Origin of the sequence: Kitasatospora griseola (assembly GCF_044999035.1) — a bacterium.
Lineage (GTDB): Bacteria > Actinomycetota > Actinomycetes > Streptomycetales > Streptomycetaceae > Kitasatospora > Kitasatospora griseola.
Map to the genome: position 1 here is coordinate 3,551,760 of NZ_CP173360.1, position 23,438 is coordinate 3,575,197.

General features: G+C 73.5%; 22 protein-coding genes. 6 read left to right on the forward strand and 16 right to left on the reverse strand.

Going from position 1 to position 23,438, the window contains the following annotated elements; all coding sequences use genetic code 11:
* Window positions 1-50 precede the first annotated feature (50 nt).
* Window positions 51-1,877, reverse strand: coding sequence for a phosphoenolpyruvate carboxykinase (GTP) (locus ACI1MP_RS15855; protein ID WP_404868875.1), 1,827 nt, complete (start codon window positions 1,875-1,877; stop codon window positions 51-53).
* 264 nt (window positions 1,878-2,141) lie between these two features.
* Between ACI1MP_RS15855 and ACI1MP_RS15860 the strand changes: the two genes are divergently transcribed.
* Complete coding sequence (locus ACI1MP_RS15860) at window positions 2,142-2,810, forward strand: hemolysin III family protein (protein ID WP_369880557.1); 669 nt, start codon at window positions 2,142-2,144, stop codon at window positions 2,808-2,810.
* 56 nt (window positions 2,811-2,866) lie between these two features.
* On the opposite strand, the gene ACI1MP_RS15865 is transcribed toward ACI1MP_RS15860, so the two are convergent.
* Window positions 2,867-3,139, reverse strand: coding sequence for a hypothetical protein (locus tag ACI1MP_RS15865; RefSeq protein ID WP_043915843.1), 273 nt, complete (start codon window positions 3,137-3,139; stop codon window positions 2,867-2,869).
* A gap of 214 nt (window positions 3,140-3,353) precedes the next feature.
* Between ACI1MP_RS15865 and ACI1MP_RS15870 the strand changes: the two genes are divergently transcribed.
* Window positions 3,354-4,931: an MFS transporter gene (locus ACI1MP_RS15870; protein ID WP_404868876.1), complete on the forward strand. Its 1,578-nt coding sequence runs from the start codon at window positions 3,354-3,356 to the stop codon at window positions 4,929-4,931.
* A complete protein-coding gene (locus ACI1MP_RS15875) occupies window positions 4,928-5,584 on the forward strand; it encodes a TetR family transcriptional regulator (RefSeq protein WP_404868877.1) in 657 nt (218 codons plus the stop codon). The genes ACI1MP_RS15870 and ACI1MP_RS15875 overlap by 4 nt, the downstream gene beginning before the upstream one ends.
* 7 nt (window positions 5,585-5,591) lie before the next feature.
* On the opposite strand, the gene ACI1MP_RS15880 is transcribed toward ACI1MP_RS15875, so the two are convergent.
* Entirely contained in the window at window positions 5,592-6,536 is a 945-nt protein-coding gene (locus tag ACI1MP_RS15880; protein ID WP_404868878.1) for an NADP-dependent oxidoreductase, read from the reverse strand.
* Between the two features lie 43 nt (window positions 6,537-6,579).
* On the opposite strand from ACI1MP_RS15880, the gene ACI1MP_RS15885 reads away from it, so the two are divergent.
* The gene (locus ACI1MP_RS15885; protein ID WP_404868879.1) at window positions 6,580-7,578 is read left to right on the forward strand and encodes a GlxA family transcriptional regulator; all 999 of its coding nucleotides are present in this window, start codon (window positions 6,580-6,582) and stop codon (window positions 7,576-7,578) included.
* 12 nt (window positions 7,579-7,590) lie between these two features.
* Here ACI1MP_RS15885 and ACI1MP_RS15890 read toward each other — a convergent pair whose 3' ends face one another.
* Together ACI1MP_RS15890 and ACI1MP_RS15895 are read right to left on the reverse strand one after the other, a co-directional pair.
* Entirely contained in the window at window positions 7,591-8,403 is an 813-nt protein-coding gene (locus ACI1MP_RS15890) for a hypothetical protein (RefSeq protein WP_404868880.1), read from the reverse strand.
* An 11-nt stretch (window positions 8,404-8,414) separates the two neighbouring features.
* Entirely contained in the window at window positions 8,415-9,059 is a 645-nt protein-coding gene (locus tag ACI1MP_RS15895; RefSeq protein WP_404868881.1) for a papain-like cysteine protease family protein, read from the reverse strand.
* 236 nt (window positions 9,060-9,295) lie between these two features.
* On the opposite strand from ACI1MP_RS15895, the gene ACI1MP_RS15900 reads away from it, so the two are divergent.
* Window positions 9,296-10,225, forward strand: coding sequence for a hypothetical protein (locus ACI1MP_RS15900; RefSeq protein ID WP_198520629.1), 930 nt, complete (start codon window positions 9,296-9,298; stop codon window positions 10,223-10,225).
* Between the two features lie 9 nt (window positions 10,226-10,234).
* On the opposite strand, the gene ACI1MP_RS15905 is transcribed toward ACI1MP_RS15900, so the two are convergent.
* Window positions 10,235-10,999: an SDR family NAD(P)-dependent oxidoreductase gene (locus ACI1MP_RS15905; RefSeq protein ID WP_404868882.1), complete on the reverse strand. Its 765-nt coding sequence runs from the start codon at window positions 10,997-10,999 to the stop codon at window positions 10,235-10,237.
* Between the two features lie 35 nt (window positions 11,000-11,034).
* Window positions 11,035-11,736 (reverse strand): DUF4386 domain-containing protein, encoded by a 702-nt coding sequence (locus tag ACI1MP_RS15910; RefSeq protein ID WP_404868883.1) that lies wholly within the window; start codon window positions 11,734-11,736, stop codon window positions 11,035-11,037.
* A gap of 95 nt (window positions 11,737-11,831) precedes the next feature.
* Between ACI1MP_RS15910 and ACI1MP_RS15915 the strand changes: the two genes are divergently transcribed.
* Window positions 11,832-12,374 carry a MarR family winged helix-turn-helix transcriptional regulator gene (locus ACI1MP_RS15915; RefSeq protein WP_404868884.1) on the forward strand — a complete coding sequence of 181 codons (543 nt, stop codon included), beginning with the start codon at window positions 11,832-11,834 and terminating at the stop codon, window positions 12,372-12,374.
* Window positions 12,375-12,515: 141 nt separating this feature from the next.
* On the opposite strand, the gene ACI1MP_RS15920 is transcribed toward ACI1MP_RS15915, so the two are convergent.
* The 9 genes from ACI1MP_RS15920 to ACI1MP_RS15960 form a co-directional block, all read right to left on the reverse strand.
* Window positions 12,516-13,367 (reverse strand): GNAT family N-acetyltransferase, encoded by an 852-nt coding sequence (locus ACI1MP_RS15920; protein ID WP_380334928.1) that lies wholly within the window; start codon window positions 13,365-13,367, stop codon window positions 12,516-12,518.
* 70 nt (window positions 13,368-13,437) lie between these two features.
* Complete coding sequence (locus ACI1MP_RS15925; protein WP_404868885.1) at window positions 13,438-15,471, reverse strand: thioredoxin domain-containing protein; 2,034 nt, start codon at window positions 15,469-15,471, stop codon at window positions 13,438-13,440.
* 74 nt (window positions 15,472-15,545) lie between these two features.
* Window positions 15,546-16,979: a DHA2 family efflux MFS transporter permease subunit gene (locus ACI1MP_RS15930; RefSeq protein WP_380334912.1), complete on the reverse strand. Its 1,434-nt coding sequence runs from the start codon at window positions 16,977-16,979 to the stop codon at window positions 15,546-15,548.
* Window positions 16,980-17,013: 34 nt separating this feature from the next.
* Window positions 17,014-17,802: an HAD family hydrolase gene (locus ACI1MP_RS15935; protein WP_404868886.1), complete on the reverse strand. Its 789-nt coding sequence runs from the start codon at window positions 17,800-17,802 to the stop codon at window positions 17,014-17,016.
* On the reverse strand, window positions 17,793-18,992 hold the full coding sequence (locus ACI1MP_RS15940) for a cytochrome P450 (RefSeq protein WP_380334905.1): 1,200 nt from the start codon (window positions 18,990-18,992) through the stop codon (window positions 17,793-17,795). The genes ACI1MP_RS15935 and ACI1MP_RS15940 overlap by 10 nt, the downstream gene beginning before the upstream one ends.
* A gap of 58 nt (window positions 18,993-19,050) precedes the next feature.
* Window positions 19,051-20,535, reverse strand: a complete 1,485-nt coding sequence (locus tag ACI1MP_RS15945) for an MmgE/PrpD family protein (RefSeq protein ID WP_404868887.1) — start codon at window positions 20,533-20,535, stop codon at window positions 19,051-19,053.
* 16 nt (window positions 20,536-20,551) lie between these two features.
* Window positions 20,552-20,818: a hypothetical protein gene (locus tag ACI1MP_RS15950; RefSeq protein ID WP_043915828.1), complete on the reverse strand. Its 267-nt coding sequence runs from the start codon at window positions 20,816-20,818 to the stop codon at window positions 20,552-20,554.
* A gap of 25 nt (window positions 20,819-20,843) precedes the next feature.
* On the reverse strand, window positions 20,844-22,637 hold the full coding sequence (locus ACI1MP_RS15955; RefSeq protein WP_404868888.1) for a carbamoyltransferase: 1,794 nt from the start codon (window positions 22,635-22,637) through the stop codon (window positions 20,844-20,846).
* 104 nt (window positions 22,638-22,741) lie between these two features.
* Window positions 22,742-23,416 carry an SGNH/GDSL hydrolase family protein gene (locus ACI1MP_RS15960; protein WP_404868889.1) on the reverse strand — a complete coding sequence of 225 codons (675 nt, stop codon included), beginning with the start codon at window positions 23,414-23,416 and terminating at the stop codon, window positions 22,742-22,744.
* Window positions 23,417-23,438: the final 22 nt, after the last annotated feature.

Below are 23,438 nucleotides of genomic sequence, written 5' to 3' on the forward strand. Positions count from 1 at the left end.
AGGACGGGACTGCCGTCTTCGACCGGATCCTGCCGTTCGGTGCTACCGCATCAGCCGAGGCGCTCGACCAGGGCCCGGTACTCGTCCCACAGCTCCTTCGGCGTGTGCTCGCCGAACATCTCCAGGTGGGCCGGGACCAGCGCGGCCTCCTGCTTCCAGATCTCGTTGTCGACCGAGAACAGCAGCTCCTGGTCGGCCGCCGGGATCTCCAGCCCGTCGAGGTCGAAGCCCTCGACCGTCGGCAGCACGCCGATCGGCGTCTCGACGCCCTCCGCGGTGCCTTCGAGGCGCTCGACGATCCACTTCAGGACGCGGCTGTTCTCGCCGTAGCCGGGCCACACGAACTTGCCGCCGGCGTTCTTGCGGAACCAGTTGACGTAGTAGATCTTCGGGAGCTTCGAGGCGTCGGCCTCGGCGCCGATCTTCAGCCAGTGCGCGAAGTAGTCGCCCATGTTGTAGCCGCAGAACGGCAGCATGGCGAACGGGTCGCGGCGCAGCTCGCCGACGGTGCCCTCGGCGGCGGCCGTCTTCTCGGAGGCGATGTTCGCGCCGAGGAAGACGCCGTGCTGCCAGTCGAAGGACTCGGTGACCAGCGGGACGGCGGTGGCGCGGCGGCCGCCGAAGAGGATCGCGGAGATCGGGACGCCGGCCGGGTCCTCCCACTCGTCGGCGATGGTCGGGCACTGCGAGGCGGGGACGGCGAAGCGCGCGTTCGGGTGGGCGGCGGGGGTGCCGGACTCGGGGGTCCAGTCGTTGCCGCGCCAGTCGGTGAGGTGCGCGGGGGCGTCCTCGGTGAGGCCCTCCCACCACACGTCGCCGTCGTCGGTGAGGGCGACGTTGGTGAAGACCGTGTTGCCCCAGAGGGTCTTGATGGCGTTGGCGTTGGTGTCCTCGCCGGTGCCGGGGGCGACGCCGAAGAAGCCGGCCTCGGGGTTGATGGCGTAGAGGCGGCCGTCGGCGCCGAAGCGCATCCAGGCGATGTCGTCGCCGATGGTCTCGACCTTCCAGCCGGGGACGGTCGGCTGGAGCATGGCGAGGTTGGTCTTGCCGCAGGCGGACGGGAACGCCGCGGCGACGTACTTCGCTTCGCCGGACGGCGGGGTGAGCTTGAGGATCAGCATGTGCTCGGCCAGCCAGCCCTCGTCGCGGGCCATGGTGGAGGCGATGCGCAGCGCGTAGCACTTCTTGCCGAGCAGGGCGTTGCCGCCGTAGCCGGAGCCGAAGGACCAGATCTCGCGGGTCTCCGGGAAGTGCGAGATGTACTTGGTGCTGTTGCACGGCCAGGCGACGTCCGCCTCGCCCTCGGCGAGCGGGGCGCCGACGGTGTGCACGGCCTTGACGAACTCGCCGTCCTCGCCGAGCTGGTCGAGCACGGCCTGGCCCATGCGGGTCATCACGCGCATCGAGACGGCGACGTAGGCGGAGTCGGTGATCTCGACGCCGTACGCGGCCAGCGGGGAGCCGACCGGGCCCATGGAGAACGGCACCACGTACATGGTGCGGCCCTTCATCGCGCCCCGGAACAGGCCCTTCTCACCCGAGAAGATCTCCCGCATCTCGGCGGGGGCCTTCCAGTGGTTGGTCGGGCCGGCGTCCTCCTCCTTCTCCGAGCAGATGAAGGTCCGGTCCTCGACGCGGGCGACGTCGGACGGGTCGGAGGCCGCGTAGTAGGAGTTCGGCCGCTTGGTCTCGTCGAGCTTGGTGAAGGTGCCCTGGGCGACGAGCTGCTCGGCGAGGCGGTGGTACTCCTCCTCGGAGCCGTCGCACCACACCACGCGGTCGGGCTGGGTGAGCTCGGCAATCTCGTTGACCCACTCCACCAGGCGCTGGTGGCGGGTGGGCGCGGACTCGGTGAGCGCAGAGATCTGAGACGACACGATCGCTCCGTTTCACACCATCTCGGCCAGGAGACGGTGTCGCGGGGGTTGAGGGTCCTTACACGGTAGACCCGCCAACCGGCCCTCCATTCATCGAAATGGCGTCATTGACGAGATCTTTACTACGGAGTGTCTGATTGGGCTGGCCGAAACCGTCCCCCGCGAGCCTCCGAGAGCCCTTGATCACACCCCTCTAACACTCCAGAACGTCTAAAAGTGAGGATCGCCACTTTCCTACGCGCCGGTAACCTACGGTTCCGTAAGATGCTGCCCATGACCGCGGAAGCCCTCGAACTCGTCAAGCCCAAGTGGCGCGGCTGGCTGCATGCCGGCATGTTCCCGGCCTCACTGGCCGCCGGAATCGTGTTGATCTGCCTGGCCGACTCGACGGCGGCGCGGGTCGCCTGCGTCGTCTACTCGGTGAGCGCCTGGATGCTGTTCGGGGTGAGCGCGGTGTACCACCGCTTCACCTGGGGGCCGCGCGGCGAGGCGGTGCTGCGCCGACTGGACCACGCCAACATCTTCCTGATCATCGCCGGCACCTACACCCCGTTCACCATGCTGCTGCTGGAGGGCGCGCGACAGCAGGTGCTGCTGTGGCTGGTGTGGGGCGGCGCGCTGGCCGGCATAGCGTTCCGGGTGTTCTGGGTCGGCGCTCCGCGCTGGCTGTACACCCCGTGCTACGTGGCGCTCGGCTGGGCGGCGGTGTTCTTCCTGCCGGACTTCCTGCACAAGGGCGGCGCGGCCGTCCTGACGCTGATCATCGTCGGCGGCGCGCTCTACACCATCGGCGGAGTGATCTACGGCCTCAAGCGCCCGAACCCGTCACCGCGCTGGTTCGGCTTCCACGAGGTGTTCCACGCCTTCACCCTCGGCGCGTTCATCGTGCAGTACGTGGGGGTCTCGCTGGTGGCGTACACCGCCGCCGGCTGACCCGCCGCCGCAACGCTCCTCCTCGGCGACGCTGCCCGACGGCAGCGCCCCTCCCCTCAGTACCGCGCCGGCTGGGCGGCCCTCGCCTCCAGCCGCTCCCGGGCCCGACGGCAGCGCTCGCAGTGCGCCGCGTCGGGCCCTTCGCCTGCCGCGCGCTGGTGCGCCCGGCCGCGGAAGCGGTACGCGACCCAGGCCATCACGGCCAGCACTTCGACCGCGGAGACCAGCCAGACCACGCGGGCTCCGCCGATCAAGTACCCGGCTATGACGGCCAGCGCGGCCAGCACACCGACCACGCCGCTCCAGAACCCGGTCGCTCCGTACTCCATTGGCAAACCTCCCACCGGCCGACAGGTTATCTGACAGATCGTCAGAGAACTCCCCACCTACAGTGACACGTTCGGCACTCAGCGCGGGCGAACGGGGGATCAACAGCGCATCAATTCCAGAAGTGGGGATCCCGCAGCACGGGCTTCGGTTGACACTTGCCATCTTTTGATAGCTACTCTCACTTGAGAGTAACCATCGGATGGGGGTTCCGTCATGTCTGCTCCACACCCGCGGCGCTGGATCGCACTTGTCGCGGTCGCGCTCGCCGTGCTCGTCATCGGCTTCGACACCACCGTGCTGAACGTCGCCCTGCCCGACCTGGCCCGACAGCTGGACGTCGGCACCGGGCAGCAGCAGTGGATCGTCGACGCCTACACCGTGGTGTTCGCCGCCGCCCTGCTGCCGGCCGGCCTGCTCGGCGACCGCTTCGGCCGCCGCCGCGCCCTGGTCGTCGGGCTCGGCCTGTTCGGCGCGGCCTCCCTGCTCGGCGCGCTCGCCTCCGGCCCCGGATCGCTGATCGCCGCCCGCGCGGCGATGGGCCTGGCCGCCGCGTTCGTGATGCCGATGTCGATGGCGGTGATCCCCGCGGTCTTCCCGCCGGCCGAACAGCGCCGCGCGACCGCACTGCTGACCACCATGACCGCGCTCGGCGTGCCGCTCGGGCCGATCGTCGGCGGGCTGCTGCTGCGCGGCTACTGGTGGGGCTCGATCTTCCTGATCAACGTGCCGCTGGTGGTGCTCGGCGTGCTGGCCTGCCTGCTGCTGCTCCCCGAGTCCGCCGACCCGGCCGCGCCCCGGCTCGACCTGCCCGCCGCCGCCCTCGCCGCGGCCGGGCTGTCCGCGCTGACCTGGGGCATCATCGAGGGCGCCGAACGCGGCTGGGGCGACGCCCTGGTGCTCGGCGCGCTGCTCGGCTCGGTGGTCGCGCTGACCGCGCTGGTGCTGCGCAGCCGTCGGCAGGACCACCCGATGCTCGACCTGCGACTGCTCGCCGAGCCGGTGTTCCGCTGGTGCGCGATCGCCGTCACCCTGGTCTCGGTCGTCCTGTTCGGCGGATTCTTCGTGCTGCCCGCCTACTTCCGGAGCGTGCTGGGCACCGACGCGCTCGGCAGCGGACTGCGGCTGATGCCGATGATGGGCGGCCTGCTGGTCGCCGCCCGGCTCGCCGAACGCCTGGTGCGCCGGTTCGCCCCGCGAGGGGTGATCTCCACCGGCCTGGCGCTGACCGCCCTCGCGCTGCTGCTCGGCAGCCGCACCGCGGTCGGCGACGGCTACGGGTGGACGGCGCTGTGGCTGTCGCTGTTCGGCGCCGGGCTCGGCCTGGTGCTGATCACCGCGACGGCCTCCGCGCTGCTCCTGCTGCCGCCCGCCGAGGCCGGGGTCGGCGCCGGGCTGGTGCAGACGCTCCGCCAGGTCGGCGGCGCGGTCGGCGTCGCCGTGTTCGGCAGCCTGCTGGCGGCCGGCTACCGCTCCGCGCTGGACGTCTCCGCGCTCCCGGCGGACGCCGCGCGCCTGGCCCGCGGCTCGGTGATCGCCGCCGACGCGGTCGCCGAACGGCTGGGCGACCCGGCGCTCGCCGGGTCCGCGCACGGCGCGTACGTGCACGGCATGGGCCTGGTGACGCTGGTCGCGGGGATCCTCGCCGCGCTGTCCGCCGCGCTGGTCGCGGCCCGGATGCCGAGCGGCGGCGACCCGGCCGCGCCGGACGCTCCGGAGCCCGCCGCGCCGGCCGCTCCCGGGCCGCGGCCGCTGGCCGCGACGGTCGGCGATCCCGGAGAATCGTCGGCATGAGCACCCCGCGCAGCGCCCGGCCCCGCCCGTCCGACGCCTCCCCCGGTTCGCTGGAGGAGCTGGTCGAAGCCCCGATGTCGCTGCGCGAGCGCAAGAAGCTGAAGACCCGTCAGGCCCTGCGCCGGGAGGCCTTCCGGCTGTTCGCGGAGCAGGGCTGGGAGGCCACCACCGTCGACCGGATCGCGGCGGCGGCGGAGGTCTCCCCGGCGACGTTCTTCCGGTACTTCCCGACCAAGGAGGATCTGGTCCTCACCGACGAGTACGACCCGCTGATGGCCGCCGCGATCCGGGCCCGGCCGGCGGACGAGCCGTTCCTCACCTCCGCCCGGGAGGTGCTGGTCGAGCTGGTCCGCCGGATCGCCGAGCAGGAGCGGGCGGAGCTGTACGAGCGGATGCGGCTGACCGCCTCGGTGCCGGCGCTGCGGGCCCGGATGCTCGACGGCGCCAACCAGCCGACCGGGATGCTGCTCGACCTGCTCACCGAACGGGCCGGACCGGACGCCCCCGCCCTCGAGCTGCGGATCACCGCCGCCGTGGTCTCCGCGACACTCACCGAGACCTCGCTGTACTGGGCCGACCGCGGCGGCCGGGACGACCTCGCCGACCTGCTCGACCGGGCCCTGCGGCACCTGCAGGAGCTCGACCGGCACTGACGGCGAGTCAGTTCACCAGCACCAGCTTGCCGGTGGTGCGGCCGGTGTCGCCGAGGGCGTGCGCCTTCGCGGCGTGCTCCAGCGGGAAGGTCCCGGCGATCTCGGCGCGCAGCAGGCCGCGTTCGGCCAGGTCGGCGACGGCGGCCATTCCGGCGTGGTCGGCCTCCACCAGCATCATCGCGGTGCGCACGCCGAGCCGGTCGGCCTCCTCGGCCAGCCCCTCGAAGGGAACGGGCAGGATCGACACCAGCAGGCCGCCCGGGCGCAGGGTGCGCAGCGACCGCAGTTGGTACTCCCCGCCGATGGTGTCCAGCACCACGTCGACGTCGCGGACCGCCTCGGCGAAGTCCGTGCTCCGGTAGTCGACCGGCTCGTCCACGCCGATGCCGCGCAGGAAGTCGTGCTTGCCGGCGCCGGCGGTGCCGATCACGTACGCGCCGCGGGCCTTGGCGATCTGCACGGCGAGGTGTCCGACGCCGCCGGCCGCGGCGTGCACCAGCACCCGGTCGCCGGCCTTCACCTGCGCGGTGTCGACCAGCGCCTGCCAGGCCGTCAGTGCGGCCAGCGGCAGCGCGCCGGCCTGGACGACGTCGACGCCGGCGGGCCGGCGCACGAACGCCCGGGCGGGGCCGGTCACGTGGTCGGCGTGGGAGCCGACGCCGTGCGGGTAGGGCAGCATGCCGAAGACCTCGTCGCCGGGCTCGAACAGGGTGACGCCGAAGCCGACCGCCTCCACCGTGCCGGCCACGTCCCAGCCGAGCACGAACGGGGGCTCGCCGAGGAACAGTCCGCTCGCCCGGTGCTTCCAGTCCGTCGGGTTCAGGCCGGCCGCCCGGACCTTCACCAGGATCTCGCTCGTGCCGGGCACGGGGCGCGGGAGTTCCACCAGCTGCAGGACTTCGGGGCCGCCCAGGACGTCCTGGCTGATCGCTCGCATCGTGTTCGTCGTCATGCCTCCAGCCTGGCCCGCCCGGGACGCCCGCGGGAGTGGCATGATGGTCACCGTCCGATGGGATCCTGCCAGGAGGGCCGAGGTGCCGAACCCCACGAAGACGCCGCCGCACCGGATCGCGGTACTCGCCCTGGAGGGCGTGTACCCGTTCGAACTCGGCATCCCCAGGCGGGTGTTCGCCGCCGCCGGGGACCGCTACGAGCTGGCCACCTGCACCGTCGACGGGCAGCCGGTGCGCTCCGACGCGGACTTCACCGTCACCGTCGCGCACGGCCCGGAGCTGCTGCGCACGGCCGACAGCGTGGTGATCCCGCCCTTCGACCTGGCGCTCGCCACCAGCGCGCCCGACCCGGCCGTGGCCGAGGCGCTGGCGATGATCCGGCCCGGCACCCGGCTGATCTCGATCTGCACCGGCGCGTTCGTCCTGGCCGCCGCCGGCCTGCTGGACGACCGGCCCGCCACCACCCACTGGGCGCTCGCCGACCGGTTCCGCGAGCTCTTCCCCAAGGTGCGGCTCGACCCGGACGTGCTGTTCGTCGACGACGGCGACATCCTCACCTCGGCCGGCGCCGCCTCCGGCGTCGACCTGTGCCTGCACGTGCTCCGGAACGACCACGGCGCGGCCGTCGCCAACCACGCCGCCCGGCTGGCCGTCGTCCCGCCGTGGCGCGACGGCGGCCAGGCCCAGTACATCGAGCAGCCCGTCCCCGCGGCCGGCGCGACCGGCACCGCCGCCACCCGCGAGTGGGCGCTGGCCCGGCTGCACCGGCCGCTGACCCTCGCCGAACTCGCCGGGCACGCCGCGATGAGCAGCCGCACCTTCGCCCGCCGCTTCCACGACGAGACGGGCCAGAGCCCCGGCCGCTGGCTCACCCAGCAGCGCGTCGCCCTGGCCCGTCACCTGCTCGAAGCCACCGACCTGACGGTCGACCAGATCGCCGGCCGGGTCGGCTTCGCCAACGCGGTGTCGCTGCGCCAGCACCTGCACTCGGCGATCGGCGTCTCGCCGCTCGCCTACCGGAGGACGTTCGCCGGGGCTTAGGCCCTGTCCGGCTCAGGCCTTTCGGCGCCGGCTGCGCACCCCGATCACCGTGCCTGCCACGGCAGTTGCGCCCAGCGCGGCGCCCGCGGTGAGCAGCGGCGCGGCGCTGCGGGATTCGGCCGGGTCGGCCTGGAAGCCGCCCGCCCTGCCGGCGGTGTCGTACGCGGAGCCGGGCAGCTTGTCGCCGTACCGCTGGTGGACCAGCTGCTGGTAGGCGGCGACGGTGACGCCGTGCGCGCCGACCGAGCGGCGGGCGGTGTCGTCGAGCGGCAGGACCCGGCCGTCCTTGAGCTCGTACCAGGCGCCGAGCTGCGGTTCGCGGAAGGCGGTGCCGCCGTCGGCGGCGGCCCGGGCCGCGTAGTCGGTCTCGTCGCTGCCGGAGGCGATGTTGACCACCCGCCAACTGCCGTTCTGCTGTGCCGTCCAGACCGAGGCGCTCTGTCCGTCGGCGGCGACGGCCTTGGTGGCGGTGAACTCGACGGTGGCGACCGGCGCGCCGGGCCGGCCGGCCACGAACCCGGCGTCGAGGGTGCGGACCGGCACCGTGTCACCGCTGAGCCGGGGTGCGGCCGCCTTCGCCGCCTGCGCCTCGTCGCTCGGGCCGATCGCCAGGGGCTGGGTCGGCGGCACTCCCCTGCGGGCGAAGAAGTGCCCCAACTGGTCGAGCACGGCAGGGTTCTGGGCGGCGGCCCGGGCGGCGGCGAGGTCGCCTGCTCCGGCCTGCTGGTCGGTGGCCTGCGCCTGCGGGGCGGCGGCGAGGCCGAGGGCGGTGGCCGCGGCGAGGGCGGCTGCGGCGCGGGCGAGTCGGACGCGGTGGCTGCTCATGACGGGGCTCCTCACGCGCCGATCCGGTACAGGGAGTGGGTCCAGGAGAACGACCCGTTGCTCACGTAGTAGTTGTAGTCGCCCCAGTTGTAGCGGTAGTTGGACGGCCACGGGTCGCCCCAGTACAGCCAGTTGTTGCCGCTGTCGTAGCCGTACAGCACGTTCATGTGGCCGCCGCCGGAGCTCCACTGGATCCGGGTCTCCACCGGCCGGCCGGCGTCGATCTCGCCCTGCACGGTGGCGTACCGCAGGTAGCCGCTGACGTACGAGCCCGGGTTGATGCCGAACGCGTACAGCGCGTTCTGCACCTCGGCCAGGCTGGCCTGGCTGTTCGGGCAGGTGGAGTTGGCGGAGCGTCCGAACGCGGCGTTGCAGAACTGGTTCTGGCTGTAGCTGTAGCCGTAGTACGCGGCGATGGTGTTGCCGCTCGCCGCCCAGCACCAGTTGCTCTGCTGCTGGGCCTGCATGGTCAGGTTGAGGGTGCGCGCGGTGCCGGCCAGGGCCGGGGCCTGCGGCTTCACGGCGACGGGCGGTATCGCGGCGGGGGTGGCGGCGGCCGCGGCGGGGGTGGTGGCGGCCGCGCTCAGGACCGGGGCGAGGACGCCCAGGGCGAGGGCGGCGACCGTCCGACGCAACCGCATCGGGGTGGGTGACATGGGGGATGTCCTCCTGGCAGAGGAGTGGGTGTGGGGGCGGCGTCCGGACGCGCTGCCGATGAGCATCCGGCCGTTGACGCCGGGCGGTCAACGGCCGGGCCGGGCCCCGGAGTCCGGGTGTGAACGTCCCCCGCCGAGGTGTGAACGCGACCTCGCTGGGCAGCGCGAATATCGACCGGGGCGGTGACAGGCCGTCCACAAGGTGTGAATATTCACGCTCAGTTGAGGAGGTGGCCTTGCAGCCGACCGCACCGCCCGAGCTGGCCCTCGCCCTGCGCACCGGACCGTTCCACCTCGCCCTGCGGGCCGCCATCGCCGCCCGCGGCCTGGCGCTCCACCGGCTGCGCCAACGCCTCGCGCAGCGCGGCGTCCAGGTCGGCGTCACCAGCCTCAGCTACTGGCAGCAGGGCCGGCGCCGCCCCGAACGGGCCGAGTCGCTGCGCGCCGTCGCCGTGCTCGAAGAGGTGCTGGAGCTGCCCGAGCACTCGCTCACCCGGCTGCTCGGCCCCCGCCGCAGCACCCCCGACCCGGCCGCGCCGCCGGTCCGCCCCTACCGCGACCTGATCACCCCCGCCGAGGCGGTGGACGGCCTGCTCGCCGTCCTCTCCGGCCCGCCCGACACCGGCCTGCACACCGTCACCCACATCGAACGGATCCGGGTCGGCGCGGACCGGCGGCTGCAGCGCCGCGACTCCCAGCACGTGCTGCGCGCCCACCGCGACGGCATCGACCGCTACCTGGCGATCTACCAGGGCGACCCCGGCTGCGACATCGACCGGGTCCGGGTCCGGGCCGAGGAGAACTGCCGGCCCGGCCGGATCCGCCGCGACCCGGCCGCGCACCTGCTGGTCGCCGAACTCCTGCTGGACCGCCGCCTGCGCACCGGCGACACCCACCTGCTGGGCTACGGCTTCGACGAATCGCCGTCGTCGCAGCCCAGCCGCGAGTACGTGCGCGGCTTCAACGCGGGCGCCGGGCAGTACGTGCTCCAGGTGACCTTCGACCCGGCCGCCCTGCCCGTCCGCTGCGACCGCTTCACCGTCCGCGCTCCCGGACAATCCCCCCGGGAGACCGAGGAGTTGACGCTCGACGGGCACCACTGCGCGCACCTGGTGGCCGAGGGCCTGCCGCCCTGCCTGCTCGGGCTGCGCTGGGACTGGGAGTGAGGGCGCTCCCTAGTTGGTGATGCGGCCGCCGGCCACGTCGACCGTCAGGCCGGTCAGCCAGCCCGCGCCGTCGGAGGACAGGAACAGCGCGGCCTCCGCCACGTCCGCCGGGGTGCCGAGCCGGCCCAGCGGGTGGGTGGCCGCGACCTTGGCCTGCACCTCGGCGGGCATCCGGGCCTGCACCTTCTCGGTCAGGATCGCCGACGGGGCCAGGCAGTTGACCCGGATGCCGTGCGGCCCCAGCTCGGTGGCCAGGTGCCTGGTCAGCATCACCACGCCCGCGTTGGCCACCCCGTACGCCAGGTTGGCGCCGCTGGGCTGCCGGCCGGCCGCCGAGGACATCGTCAGGATGCTGCCGGAGCCGCGCTCCAGCATGCCCGGCAGGAAGGCCTGCACGGTGAGGAACACCGAGGTCAGATCGGAGTCCAGCACCTCGCGCCAGCGCTGCTCGGACAGCTCCGCCGTCGGCACCGGGAAGCCCTGGCCTCCGGCGAACGCCGCCAGCACGTCCACCGCGCCGAACCGCTCCGTCACCGACCGGCGCACGCCGTCCAGCGCCCGCGCGTCCGTCACGTCGGCGACGGCGGCCGTCGCCTCGCCGCCCGCGCCGGTGATCCCCCCGACCACCGCCGCCAGCGCCGCCTCGTCCCGGCCGACCACGCACACCGACGCGCCCTGCGCGGCGAACGCCCGCGCGGTGTGCGCGCCGATCCCGCGCGAACCGCCGGTGACCACCACCGTCCGGCCCTCCAGCTCCGCGTACGTTCCGGTCATCTCGCTCAACTCCCCTGTGTCTGCGCTTCGTTCGGTCAGTGTTCGGTGCTGCGGCGGCGGGTCTTCGGCAGCAGGGCGGCCACGAACAGCAGCCACACCAGGCCGCCGAACCGGACCACCGGCAGCAGGTACATGAAGCCGTCCGCCACCAGGGCGAACAGCGCGAGCATCCCGGCGGCGGCCACCACCAGGCCGGCCCAGGTCACCGCGCGGGGCAGCAGGTCGGCGAGCATCGCCGACACCGAGACACCCGCCGCCAGCAGGCCGAAGCCGACCGCGAACGCAGGCCCGCCGGCCAGGAACGACACGTCCGCCAGCGCCCGGCCCAGCGCCGGCGGCGCGTCGGCCGACAGCCGACCGCCCGCCCACCCGGCGGCCGCGCTCAGCACCAGCGCGGACGCCGCGACCACGCCGCCGACCAGCGTGATCGCCGAGCCGGGCGCGGTGATCCCGAGCGCCCGCAGCCGCCGGTAGAGCAGCGCCGCGCACAGCGCCAGCGGCACCGCCGCGGCGAGCAGCAGCAGCGCCCCGAGCCGGGCCGCCCCGCCGTGCTCCTGCGCGTACCGCACCACTTCGGCGCCGGTGGCGTCCGGATGCGGGGTGGCGCGGTTGACCACGGTGTAGGCGATCGTCAGCGCGGTGACCGAGACGGTCGGGGCGAGCAGCGGCGGGCCGGTCTGCGGGCGGCTCTTCGACCGGCCGGCGGGAGCCGGGCGGGGCGGGGCGGTGGTGCTCATGGTTCCTCCCATGACGTCCGTGGACACGCATCCATCGATACACTCGGAATAATGATTACACGGTGGAACGATTGTCAAACGGGTACGATGTCGGCATGAGCATGGATCGAGAGGCGGACCAGCCGGACCAGGCGGACCAGCCGGACCGGCGCGGCGGCGGACCGCAGGGGCCGCCCGGCCCGGGCGGCGGAGCGGCGTTCCTGCTGGCACAGCTCGGCGCGCACGCCGCCGAGCGGTTCGCGCAGCGGATCGCCGAGCTCGACCTCACCCCTGCGCAGGCCGGCCTGCTCCGGCTGCTGGTACAGAACCCCGGCCGCAGCCAGCGCGAACTCGCCGACGCGCTCGGCATGCCGCCCAGCCGCTTCGTCCCGTTCGCCGACGGCCTGGAGCAGCGCGGCCTGATCGAGCGCCGCCGCAACGCGGAGGACCGCCGGCTGTACGCCCTGCACCTCACCGACCGGGGCCTGGCCCTGCTGGGCCGGCTGCGCGACACCGCCATGGCGCACGAGCAGGACGTCACCCAGGCCCTCGCCCCCGAGGAGCACGCCCAGCTGATCGCGCTGCTCGGCCGGATCGCCGCCCAGCAGCAGCTCACCCCCGGCGTCCACCCGGGCTACCGCACCCTGCGTCCTCGCTGAGGCCCGCACCCGGGGTCCTCGCCGAGGCCGGCACCCTGCGTCCTCGCCGGGGCCCGCGCCCTGCGTCCTCGCTGGGCCCCCGGCGCCCGGGGCATGCGAAAGGGCCCCAGAGGGTTCTCCCCGGGGCCCTTTCGTGGCGTGCTACTCGAAGGCGACCTCGGCCGCGTCGTTGACCGGCCGGTAGCCGAGCCGCTGGTAGATCGCGTTGCTGACCGGGTTGGACAGGTCCGTGTAGAGCAGCACCTCGTCCGCGCCGCGCGACTGCGCGTGCACGGTGACGGCGGCCGTCAGCGCGCTGGCGTAGCCGCGGCCGCGGTCGGCGGGCGGGGTGTAGACGGGGCCTATCCGGGACATCCCGGCGACGGCGGGGCTGGCCCCGGCGAGCGCGACCACCCGTCGGCCGTCGGTCTCCCAGAGCAGCAGGGTCTCGGCGGCGATCCGCTGGTCAGCGTCGGCGAACGGATCGGCGGGCGCCTGGAGTTCGGCCTCGACGCAGAAGTCCACCAGCCACTGGGCGACGGTCTCCCGGTCGGCGGGCGCGGCGAGCCTGGCGCGACCGGCGGGCGGGGCCGGCGGAGGCGTCAACTCGCCGAGCCGGAACAGCCGTTCAGTGTGATCCAGGCGCCAGGTGATGCCGGTGGTCCGATGCCACTCGGCGGCGAAGGCCAGGGCGGTGCCGTGCTCGCCGCCCACCGCGTCGGGGCGCTCACCGTCGGCGGCGAGCCGCCGGGCCAGTTCCTCGGCGGCGACCGCCGGCATCCGGCCGAGCCGCTGCCCGTACGGCGGGGTGCGCAGGCAGGCGCCGGCGACGGCGCCGTCCGGGCCGTGCCACCAGCCGAAGACCGGTGACCGGTCGCCGTAGGCGTGCAGGCCGTCCCGGGTGAGGCGGTCGAGGATGGTGAGCAGCACGGTGTTCTCGGCGGGGTCGGCCGCGAGGAACTCCCCGGCTGCGGTGCGGAAGTCGTCCAGTGACGTGGTGAGTGTCCAGCCCATGGCGCATCCTCCCCCACCGGCGGCGCCGTCGACCAGTGGTTTCCGGTCGACGGCACCGTTCGTTCCTCCGTCAGTGCGCGCGCAGGCGCTCCGCCAGCTCGGCGACGTCCGCGGTGGGCCGCTCGCAGGTGAAGTGCCGGCAGACGTACGCGGCGGGCTTCCCGTCCAGCAGCGGACGGTCGGCGAGCAGCGGCACCTCGGTGTCGCCGACCTCGCCGACCGCCACCGCCACGCCGGGGGCGGTCGACCGCAGCGCGGCCAGGTGCAGCGCGGCGCGCCCGGCGTCGCCGGCCGGGCCGACCACCGCGACCTCGCGCGGCCCGTCGAGCAGCGCCTCCGCGACGGCCAGTCCCCAGCCGGTGAACCGCGGCGCGCGGGCGCCGAGCGTCGAGACGATGCCGAGCGCCCGCTCCGCGGCAGTGCGGTGGCGCGCGGAGCCGGTGTACGCGGCGTACGTGAGCAGCGCCCCGGCGGCGGCCGTCCACCCGGACGGGGCGGCGTTGTCGGTGGGGTCCTGCGGGCGGCGGATCAGCTGCTCGGCGTCGTCGGCGGTGTCGTACAGCGCGCCGGACTTCTCGTCCGTGAAGTGCAGCAGCACCAGGTCGAGCAGTTCCCCGGCGAGTTGCAGCCAGGACGCCTCGCCGCCGACCGCGTACAGCGCGAGGAAGCCCTCCGCGGTGTCCGCGTAGTCCTCCAGCACGCCCGCGTTCGCGCCCGCGACACCGTCCCGCGAGGTGCGCAGCAACCGGCCCTCGGCCGTCAGGTGGACGGCGATCAGCAGGTCGGCGGCCCGCTCGGCGGCCTCCACCAGGTCGGGGCGCTCCAGCAGCGCGCCCGCCTCGGCCAGGGCGGCGATCGCCAGGCCGTTCCAGGCCGCGACCACCTTGTCGTCCCGCGCCGGGGCGGGGCGCTTCGCCCGGGCCTCGAACAGCTTCGTCCGGATCTCCCGGTACCTGGCCGAATCCGCCGGGTCGTGCGGGAGCTGCAGCACCGAACTGCCGTGCTCGAAGGTGCCGGTGACGTCGAACAGCTCCACCGCGAGGGCGGCGTCCGCCTCCCCCAGCACCTCCGTCAGCTGCTCGGGCGTCCACGCGTAGTACGCGCCCTCGGCCGTCCTCCCGGTCGCCGCGTCCAGCGAGTCGGCGTCCAGCGCGGACGCGAACCCGCCCTGCTCGGTGCGCAGTTCGCGCAGCAGGAAGTCGGCGGTCTCCAGCGCGACCCGGCGGGCCTGCTCATCGCCGGTGGCCCGCCACAGGTGCAGGTACACCCGCAGCAGCAGCGCGTTGTCGTAGAGCATTTTCTCGAAGTGCGGCACCGTCCAGGTGCCGTCCACCGCGTACCGGGCGAAGCCGCCGCCCAGCTGGTCGTAGATCCCGCCGCGCGCCATCGCCTCGCAGGTCCGCTGCACCATCTCCAGCGCGGCCTCCGAACCCGTCCGGGCGTGGTGCCGCAGCAGGAACTCCAGCACCATCGACGGCGGGAACTTCGGCGCCCGGCCGAACCCGCCCCGCCGCTCGTCGAACGACCGCGTCAACTCCACGACCGCGCCGTGCAGTTCACTCTCCCCGGGCGGCTGCCCGATGCCGCTGCCCACCGCGTACACCGAGGACCGCTCCGCGAGATCCTTGCCGATCCGCGCCGCCACCTCCCCGACCTCGGCCCGCCGCCCGGTCCACGCCTTGTCCACGCCCTCCAGCACCTGCCGGAACGACGGCATCCCGCGCCGCGGCTCGGGCGGGAAGTACGTCCCGAAGTAGAACGGCTCCTTCTCCGGCGTCAGGAACACCGTCATCGGCCACCCGCCCTGCCCCGTGGCCGCCTGCACCGCCTCCATGTACACCGCGTCGACGTCCGGCCGCTCCTCCCGGTCGACCTTCACCGCCACGAACCGCTCGTTCAGGAACCCGGCCGTCGCCTCGTCCTCGAACGACTCATGGGCCATCACATGGCACCAATGACACGCCGCGTAACCGACCGACAGGAGGACGGGCACGCCGCGCCGTTCCGCCTCCTCGAACGCCTCGGGGCCCCAGGGCCACCAGTCGACGGGGTTGTCAGCGTGCTGCAGCAAGTACGGCGAGGTCGCGCCCGCGAGCCGATTCATACCGGCATCGTCGCACGTCCCGGAGCATGCGGACCAGCATTCGAGAGGGGCGGGCCGGGCGGGCGTACGGGGGGTCACCGTTGGGCGGGCTGGGGCTTCGGCGGGGTTTCGGCGGGGGTGGCCGGGGCGGGCTTGTGGTGGTGGAGGGAGAGGCCGAGGCCGATCAGGGCGGTGATCGCCATCATGGCGCAGCAGAACAGGACGACGTGGGCGTAGGGGGCGGCGGCGCCGGGGGCCGCGGGGGCGAGGATGGCGGCCAGGGCGGCGATGCCGAGGGCGCCGCCGATCTGGCGGACCGCCATGTTGAGTCCGGTGGCGCCGGCGAACCGGGCGGGTTCGACGGAGAGGGCCGCGGCGCTGGAGACGCCCGTGCTGACGGCGCCCATGCCGAGGCCGGCGAGCAGGCCGACCGGGAGCCACATGGTCCACAGCTGGGGGTGCGGGGAGAGGGCCAGGGCCAGCCAGAGGGCGGCGGCCACCACCGCGAGGGCCCCCAGGGACACCACGATCCGCGGGTTGCGCCGGCTCAGCGTCCGGCCGACGACGCCGGCCACGATCGCCGAGAGGATCGCGCCCGGACTCATCGACAGGCCCGCCGCGATCCGCGAGTAGTGCCAGACGTCGACCAGGAAGAGCGCGCCGATCAGCATCCAGGCGTACAGCGCGGCGCCGAAGAACAGCGAGACGAGGTTGGCCAGCGCGAAGGTCCGGTTCTTCCAGAGCCCGGTCTCCACGGCAGGGGCCGGGTGGCGGCGGGAGCGGAGCAGGGCGAGGCCCAGCAGGACGGCTCCGGCCAGCAGGCAGCCGAGCACGCGGAGGTCTCCCCAGTGCCAGGTCGGGCCCTCCGTGACGCCGAGGACGAGCAGGAACACGCCGGTGGCCAGCAGCAGGGTGCCGAGCGCGTCGGGGATCCGGCCGGTGGACCGCGACTTCGGCACCACCCGGATGCCCACCAGCAGCGCGATGCCGATCGGCACGTTGATGAAGAAGACCGACCGCCACCCGACGCTGTCGATCAGGATCCCGCCGAGGCTGGGCCCGGCGGCCGCGGCCGCGGACGCGGCGGCGGCCCAGATCCCGATGGCGCCGGCCCGGCGGGCGGGCGGGGTGTCGACCAGGACGACCGCGAGCGAGGCCGGGATCATGGCCGCCGCGCCGAGGCCCTGGAGTGCGCGGGCGCCCAGCAGCACCGGCAGGTTGGGGGCGACCGCGCACAGCAGCGACATGACGGTGAAGACGCCCATGCCGGCCGTGTAGAGCGCCCGCCGCCCGATCACGTCCGCGAGTCGGCCGGCCGGCGCGAGGAAGGCCGCGAAGACGATGGCGTAGAGCGAGATGACCCAGGTGAGGTCCGTCGCGGAGGCCGTGGGGTAGCTGACGTGCATGTCCGTCACGGCCAGATTGGCGACGGTGGCGTCGAGGATGGAGAGGAAGATCGCGCCGGACGCCAGGGTCACCACCACCGGGAAACCGGGCTGTCCGGAAGGAGCCGCCGAATTCGTGGTCATGTGTTCAATTACTCCTTGAGGGCGGGCACTTCGATCAACCTTGGCAGGTTCGCGGCCCCCCCGCTGGCGGGATTCGGCCGCAGTCTTCAGCCCTGACGACCGGGTCCGAATTTCGCTGATCGGGTCGGCCGGAGACCACGCCCGGCAGCCGGGGCCAGCCGGCCGCGTCCGGGGCGTCCCGCAGCGTCGGGTCGTCCCCCACCACCACCGGGTGGCCGACGGCCCGCAGCATGGGCAGGTCCGAGCCGTGGTCGCCGTAGGCGTGGCAGTCGGCCCGGCGGATGCCGCGCTCCCGGGTGAACCTCAGGACCGCGTCCGCCTTGTCCGGGCCGATCATCGCCCTGACCAGGCCGCCGGTGTACCGGCCCTCGGCCTCCTCCGGCTCCGCGCAGATCACCGCGGTCGCGCCCAGGAGTTCGGCGAGCGGGTGCAGGCAGGGCGGGAGGGAGCCGGAGACCAGGACGATGGGGCGACCGCTGTCCGCGTGCTCCCGGAAGGCCCGGAGGGTCTGCGGCAGGAAGAGGCGGTCGCCCACCAGCTCGGAGGCGAACCAGTCGCGGCCCTGTTCGGCGACCTCCTTGACGTCGCTGCCCGCGAAGTGCCGGTAGTAGGCCTGTGACACTTCGGCCCTGGGCACGCCCCGGGCCGCCAGCGCACGGAGCTCCGCGACCGCGTCGGCGAACGCCGAGGAGGGCCGTCCCGACGCCGCGAAGTGGTGGCGCAGGAAGCGGGGCATGCTCTGGATCGCGATCAGGGTCTCGTCCACGTCGAAGAACGCGGCCCCGGCCGGGGCGGGGGTCGTCGCCGCCCCGGTCACCCCCATGCGACGGGCAGCTCCTCCCAGCCGCCCAGCGCCGCGAAGTCCTTCCAGCGGAGCTCGTGCGGGCAGACCGCCAGCCGCAGCGTCGGGAACCGCTCGAACAGGGCCCGCAGGCTGATCTCCAGTTCGGCCTTGGCCAGACCGGCGCCGATGCAGAAGTGCGGGCCCGCGCCGAACGCGATCTGCGTCCGCTCGGGGCGCCGGATGTCGCAGCGGTCCGGGTCGGGGTGGACGGCGCCGTCGCGGCTGGCGGTGCCGACCGAGGCGAGCACCGCGGAGCCCGCCGGGATGACCCGGCCCCCGAGCTCGACGTCGGTGGTGGCGATCCGGATGGAGGTGCCGCCGCCGGGGCCGTTGAGCCGGATCAGCTCCTCGACGGCGCCGGGGTAGAGCTCCGGGTCGGCCCGCAGCATGGCGAGCTGCTCGGGTTCGGACAGCAGGGTCGCCGTGCCGCCGCACAGCACCGTGACCGTGGTGTCGTGGCCGGCCAGCAGCAGCAGCACGCCGATCCCGATGATCTCGGCCTCGGAGGGCGCGCCCTCCTCGTCGTGGATCTGCACCAGGGCGCTGATCAGGTCGTCGCCGGGTTCGGCCCGCTTCTGCTTCACCAGGCCGGCGAAGTAGGCCCGCATCTCGTCGTTGGCCCGGACGATCTCCGCCGCGGAGTACTTGGTGAGCGACATGAAGTGGTCGCTCCAGGACCCGAACTTCGGGTGGTCCTCGAACGGCACGCCGAGCGCCCGGCAGACCACCCGCAGCGCCAGCGGGCGGGCGTACACGTCGGCGAGGTCGACCGGGCCGGTCATCGTCTCCATCGCGTCCAGGAGTTCGTCGGCCACCTGCCGGATGTACGGGCGCAGGCCCTCCACCCGCTTGTTCGAGAAGGCCCGGTTGGCGAGCCTGCGCAGGGCGCTGTGGCGCGGCGGGTCCATGTTGAGCAGGCTGTCCGGGTCCGGTTCGACGACCTGGGCGCGGGCGGTACCCGGGGCGAACAGCGCCTCCCGGCTGAACCGCCGGTCGGACAGCACCGTCCGGACGTCCTCGTACCGGGTCACGAACCAGGCGGCGTCCCCGGTGGCCAGGGTGATCGGGCAGACCGGTTCCTCGGCGAGCGCCTGGGCGTACTCCTCGGGCGGCCTGGTCGGGTCCTTGCGCTTCACCGGGTAGGAGAACCGCGGGGCGTCGTTCGGCACGGTGCGCAACCTCTCTGCTCAGTCGTCTTCCGGTGCGGGTGAAAGGGCGGGTCCGGGGTCACCGGCAGGACAGCGCGGCCCGCACCACGTCGTCGAGTTCCGTCGCGTCCAGCTCGGCGACGCGTTCCAGTGCGGCCGTCAGCTCCGGGGGGACGCCCGTCGCGGCGAGCTTGTCCCGGACGAGCGTCCGATGGGTCCTGCGGGTCTCGGGGCCGGCGGATCCGAGGGCGCTGTCACTGGCCGCGGTGAGGACGCGCCCGTCCCGCAGGGTGACGCGCAGCCGGGCGCCGATCGCCTTGTCGGCCTGTTCGAAGGTCTTGCTCGGCTCGTCCAGCGGGGTCGAGTCGGCGAGCGCCGGGCCGCCGGCGAAGGCGGCGAGCCAGTCCCGGGCCCGGTCGCCGGCCTGGCGCAGCGCCTCGCCGAGCGGGGCGGTGGCGGCCAGCAGGCGGCGGCTCAGCTGTTCGTCGTACTCCAGGCGGACCTTGGCGGCCAGCTCCCAGCGGACGGGGTCCGCGAGGGCCGGTTCGGCCAGGTCGGAGGGGCGGACGCTCCCGGTGACGAGGGTCGTCGCCACGTTGTAGCCGACGGACACGTTGAGCGCCATGATCGCCGACCGTTCCCGGTCGAGGTACGGGGCGCCTTCGCCGTCCATGTGGATGGTCAGCCGGGCGGCGGAGACGACGATCTCCTCGATGTCGGCCAGGTCCGCCGGCGACAGCTGCCCGTGCAGCCGCGCCGCGCAGTCGACGGCGGCGTCGACGTACGCGCCGGCCGGGTGCATCTTGATGGTCAGGCTGTCGGTGTGCCAGCGGCTGCCGAGGCCGAGCGTGACCACCTCCGGCGACGGCACCTGGGAGAACTTCGCCAGCAGGCCGCCGGGGTGTTCGAGGATGTCGGCGGCGCCGCCGATCCCGGCCGCCGCCGCGTCGCAGGCGTCCAGGGCGATCCGCACCGGCACCGCCGCCGAGAGCACCTTGGCGTCGCTGCCCAGGACGGCGCGCCGCAGCGGCCAGGGCGGCGCGGCCAGCGCCAGCCCCCACGCGTCGACCCACTGCCGGGCCGGCGCGCCCGTCACGTGCAGCCGGGCCGCGGCCGCGCCGATCAGCTGGGTGTACGAGGAGCCCTGGCCGCGCAGCGGGCCGAGGGCCGCCGCGGCGGTCACCCGGGCGGCGCACTCGCCGGAGGCGACCAGGGCGGCCAGCAGCTGCTGCCCGGTCAGTCGCCGTTCCTGCCGGTAGGCCAGCGGCACGTTGATCGACGAGTGGGTGACGTGGCCGACGTACAGGCTGTCCTCGAAGTAGAGGCAGGAGGACAGCCCGGCCAGGACGTAGGCGGCCCGGCCGGGGTCGGCGGCGGTCGGCGGGCCGAACGCGTCGACCAGTCTCCGCCCGAGCGGGTGGCCGAGGCTCGCCCGGAGCACCGCGAGGTGGGACATGAACTGGCTGGTCGCCGCGCCGACGATCCGCTCCGGCAGGTCGGCGAACCGCAGCCCGGACGCCCAGTCGGCGAGCTCCCGGGTGAGCGAGGTCTCCGTTCGCGCCACGCGGTCACCTCCCGTCTCAGCCGACTCCACGTCGGCTCTCGTCGATGGAACGGACGGCACAGGTGGCCGCCAGGACCGACGCCCGGGCGGACGCCAGCGCCTCGCGGGCCGATTCGAGTGCCTCGTCCGCGGGGGAAAGGCCGACCTGCTCCTTGGCCGACACGATCTGGAGCGCGCACTCGACCGCGGCGATGCTCGCCTCGTCGAGCGCCACGGCCCGGTCGGACGTACGGAGCAGCTCGGCGAGGGCCGCGTCGAGCATTCCGTGCACGGACGGGCTCATCACCCGGTCTCCTCTCCCGGCCCGCTCAGCGCTGCGGCGCCCGCTTGCCGACCAGGAAGCGTCCGAGGACCAGGTGGTCGATCTCGGTGCCGAGGAAGCACTGGATCGCGTCGGCCGGGGAGTTGACGATGGGCTCGCCCGCGACGTTGAACGAGGTGTTCAACAGGCAGGGCACGCCGGTCAGTTCGGTGAAGGTCCGGAGCAGTTCGGCCAGCAGCGGGTTCGACTCGTCGGTGATGGTCTGCACCCGGGAGGTGCCGTCGACGTGGCAGGCACCGGGGATGGCCTCCTGGTGCTCCGGCTTCACCGGGAAGACGAAGGTCATGTACGGCGAGGAGCTCTTCTTGCCCATCTCGAAGACCTTCGGCGCCTCGTGCTCCAGGACGACCGGGGCGAACGGCCGGAACGGCTCCCGGTGCTTGACCCGGGTGTTGATGATGTCCTTGATGTCGGGGAAGCCGGGGTTGGCCAGGATGCTGCGGTTGCCTAGCGCCCGCGGGCCGTACTCCGTGCGGCCCTGGAACCAGCCGATGACGGTCTTCTCGCTCAGCAGCTTCGCGGTCTCCCGGGCGAGGTCCGCGGGGTCGAGCTCGGTCCACTCGACGTACTCGGCCTGCTCGCGGAGCGCCGCGGTGATCGCGTCGTCGTCGTACGAGGGGCCCAGGTACGGCGTGGCGGGCGTCCGCCTCGGCCTGCGCTGCACGCCGTTGACGAAGGCCGCGGCGCCGATCGCGACGCCCGGGTCGCTGGCGCCGAAGCTGACCTGGATGTCGGTGAAGCCCGACTCCTCCAGCAGCTTGGTGTTGTTGACGCAGTTGAGCGCCAGCCCGCCCTCGAAGACCAGCCGCCGCAGGTCGGTGCGGGCCTGGAGCGCGCCGAGCTGGTGGGCGGTGACGACCTCGATCATCTCCTGGGCGTCCCGGGCCAGCCGGATCCGGAAGTCCAGCTCCTCGCGCTCGCCCTCACGGACGCCGTAGAGCTCGTCGAGCAGCCCGTAGTAGGCCCGGGTGCCGCTCGGCTCGTTGGCGAGGGCGAGCGCGTACCGGCCGTTCTCCTGCAGCTCGACGACGTGCTTCAGCAGCGGGTTGTCCGACCGCGGCCCGGTGAAGCCGGCCAGGCCCATCACCTTGTACTCGTCGTTGTTCGGCATGAACCCCAGGTAGCGGGTGATCTCGCCGAACAGCAGCGCCAGGGAGTGGGTGACGCCGACGACGGTGTTCTCGAAGACCTGGATCCGGCCGTCCCGCACCTCGCCCATGATGGACGAGAGCCGCTCGGCCCGGCCGTCGCTGATCAGGAAGGCGGTGTCCTCGCCGCCCGCCAGGTAGTGGCCGCACATCAGGTGGGCGAGGTGGTGCGGCACCAGGACGAGCTTGTCCGCCGGGATGTCGAGGCCGGTGCGCCGCCGGAGGTCGGCGAGGATCGCCTCCTTGCTCACCAGGCCGGTGTAGAGCTCGCCGAAGCGCCGCAGCCGGTCGAATTTCTGCTCGACCGTCAGGCCGGCCCCGCTGATGTCGCCGATCATGTCGGCGGTCAGTTCGGGCGAGAAGGCCCACGGGAAGGCGAAGAAATCGACGTCCTCCAGGGACTTTCCGGCGGTCTCCAGGCACCAGCGCACGGAATTCACCGGGAAGTCGGAGGTCTTCTTCTCCCGGTTGAGCCGCTCCTCCTCGACCGCGGCCACCAATTCGCCGTCCACGAACAGGGCAGCCGCCGCGTCGTGCCCCAGAATGCTGTGCCGGTCGATGCCGGTCGCCCCGTACAGCCGGCCAAACGTTTCAGCGCCGTCGGTAAAACCGTTGTACCCAATAACGATCACGGTGAGCTCCTCTGCCGACCATCACGGTCCCCGAGCGATGACTGCGCGGACCATGCTTCGGCGTCGGGCTGGCACGGCGCTGAAACGGGGCTGACACGGCCAGGTCAGCGCACCGGATTGCCGAGTCGGTCGGCCAGCGCGCGGATCACCTCGGTGCCCAGCACCGCCTGCCCGCGGGCGTTGAGGTGGATGCCGTCGCCGGACCAGATCGAGGCCTCCCGGGACGTCGGGTGGCTCTGCATGTCCAGGTACACGGCCTTCAGGCGCTCCGACACGGCCTGCATGCGCACCGAGATCGCCGCCAGCCGCTCGCGCGCCACCTCGCGGTACCTCGGGTCGAAGTGCGGGTTGCCGACGATGTCGAAGAAACCCGAGGTCACCAGCGTCGCGCCGGTGGCGCTGAGCGGCTCGAACAGCGCCGTCAGCTGCTCCTCGACGGCGTCCGGGTCGAACTCCCGGCGGAACGCGTCGTTGCCGCCGCAGAACGCCACCACCAGGTCGGGCTCGAAGTCCAGGGCCGCCTGCAGCTGGCTCTCCCGGACCTCCGCGGTGAGCAGGTTGCGCCGGCCGAGGTTGACGTGGACCAGCTCCGGCCGGACCGTGCGCAGCGCCGGCACCACCAGGTCGTACCAGGCGCCCAGCCCGTAGCCGGCGTACGGCTCGGTGACGCCCTCGGCGACGCTGTCGCCCACGATCGCCAGGCGGGTCCACGGCGCTCCGGTCAACAGGCGTCCGCCTTCGGTCGGGGAGAGCACATAGGGGTCGGTCGACTCGGACATCGTCGTGGTCCCTTCCTCGATA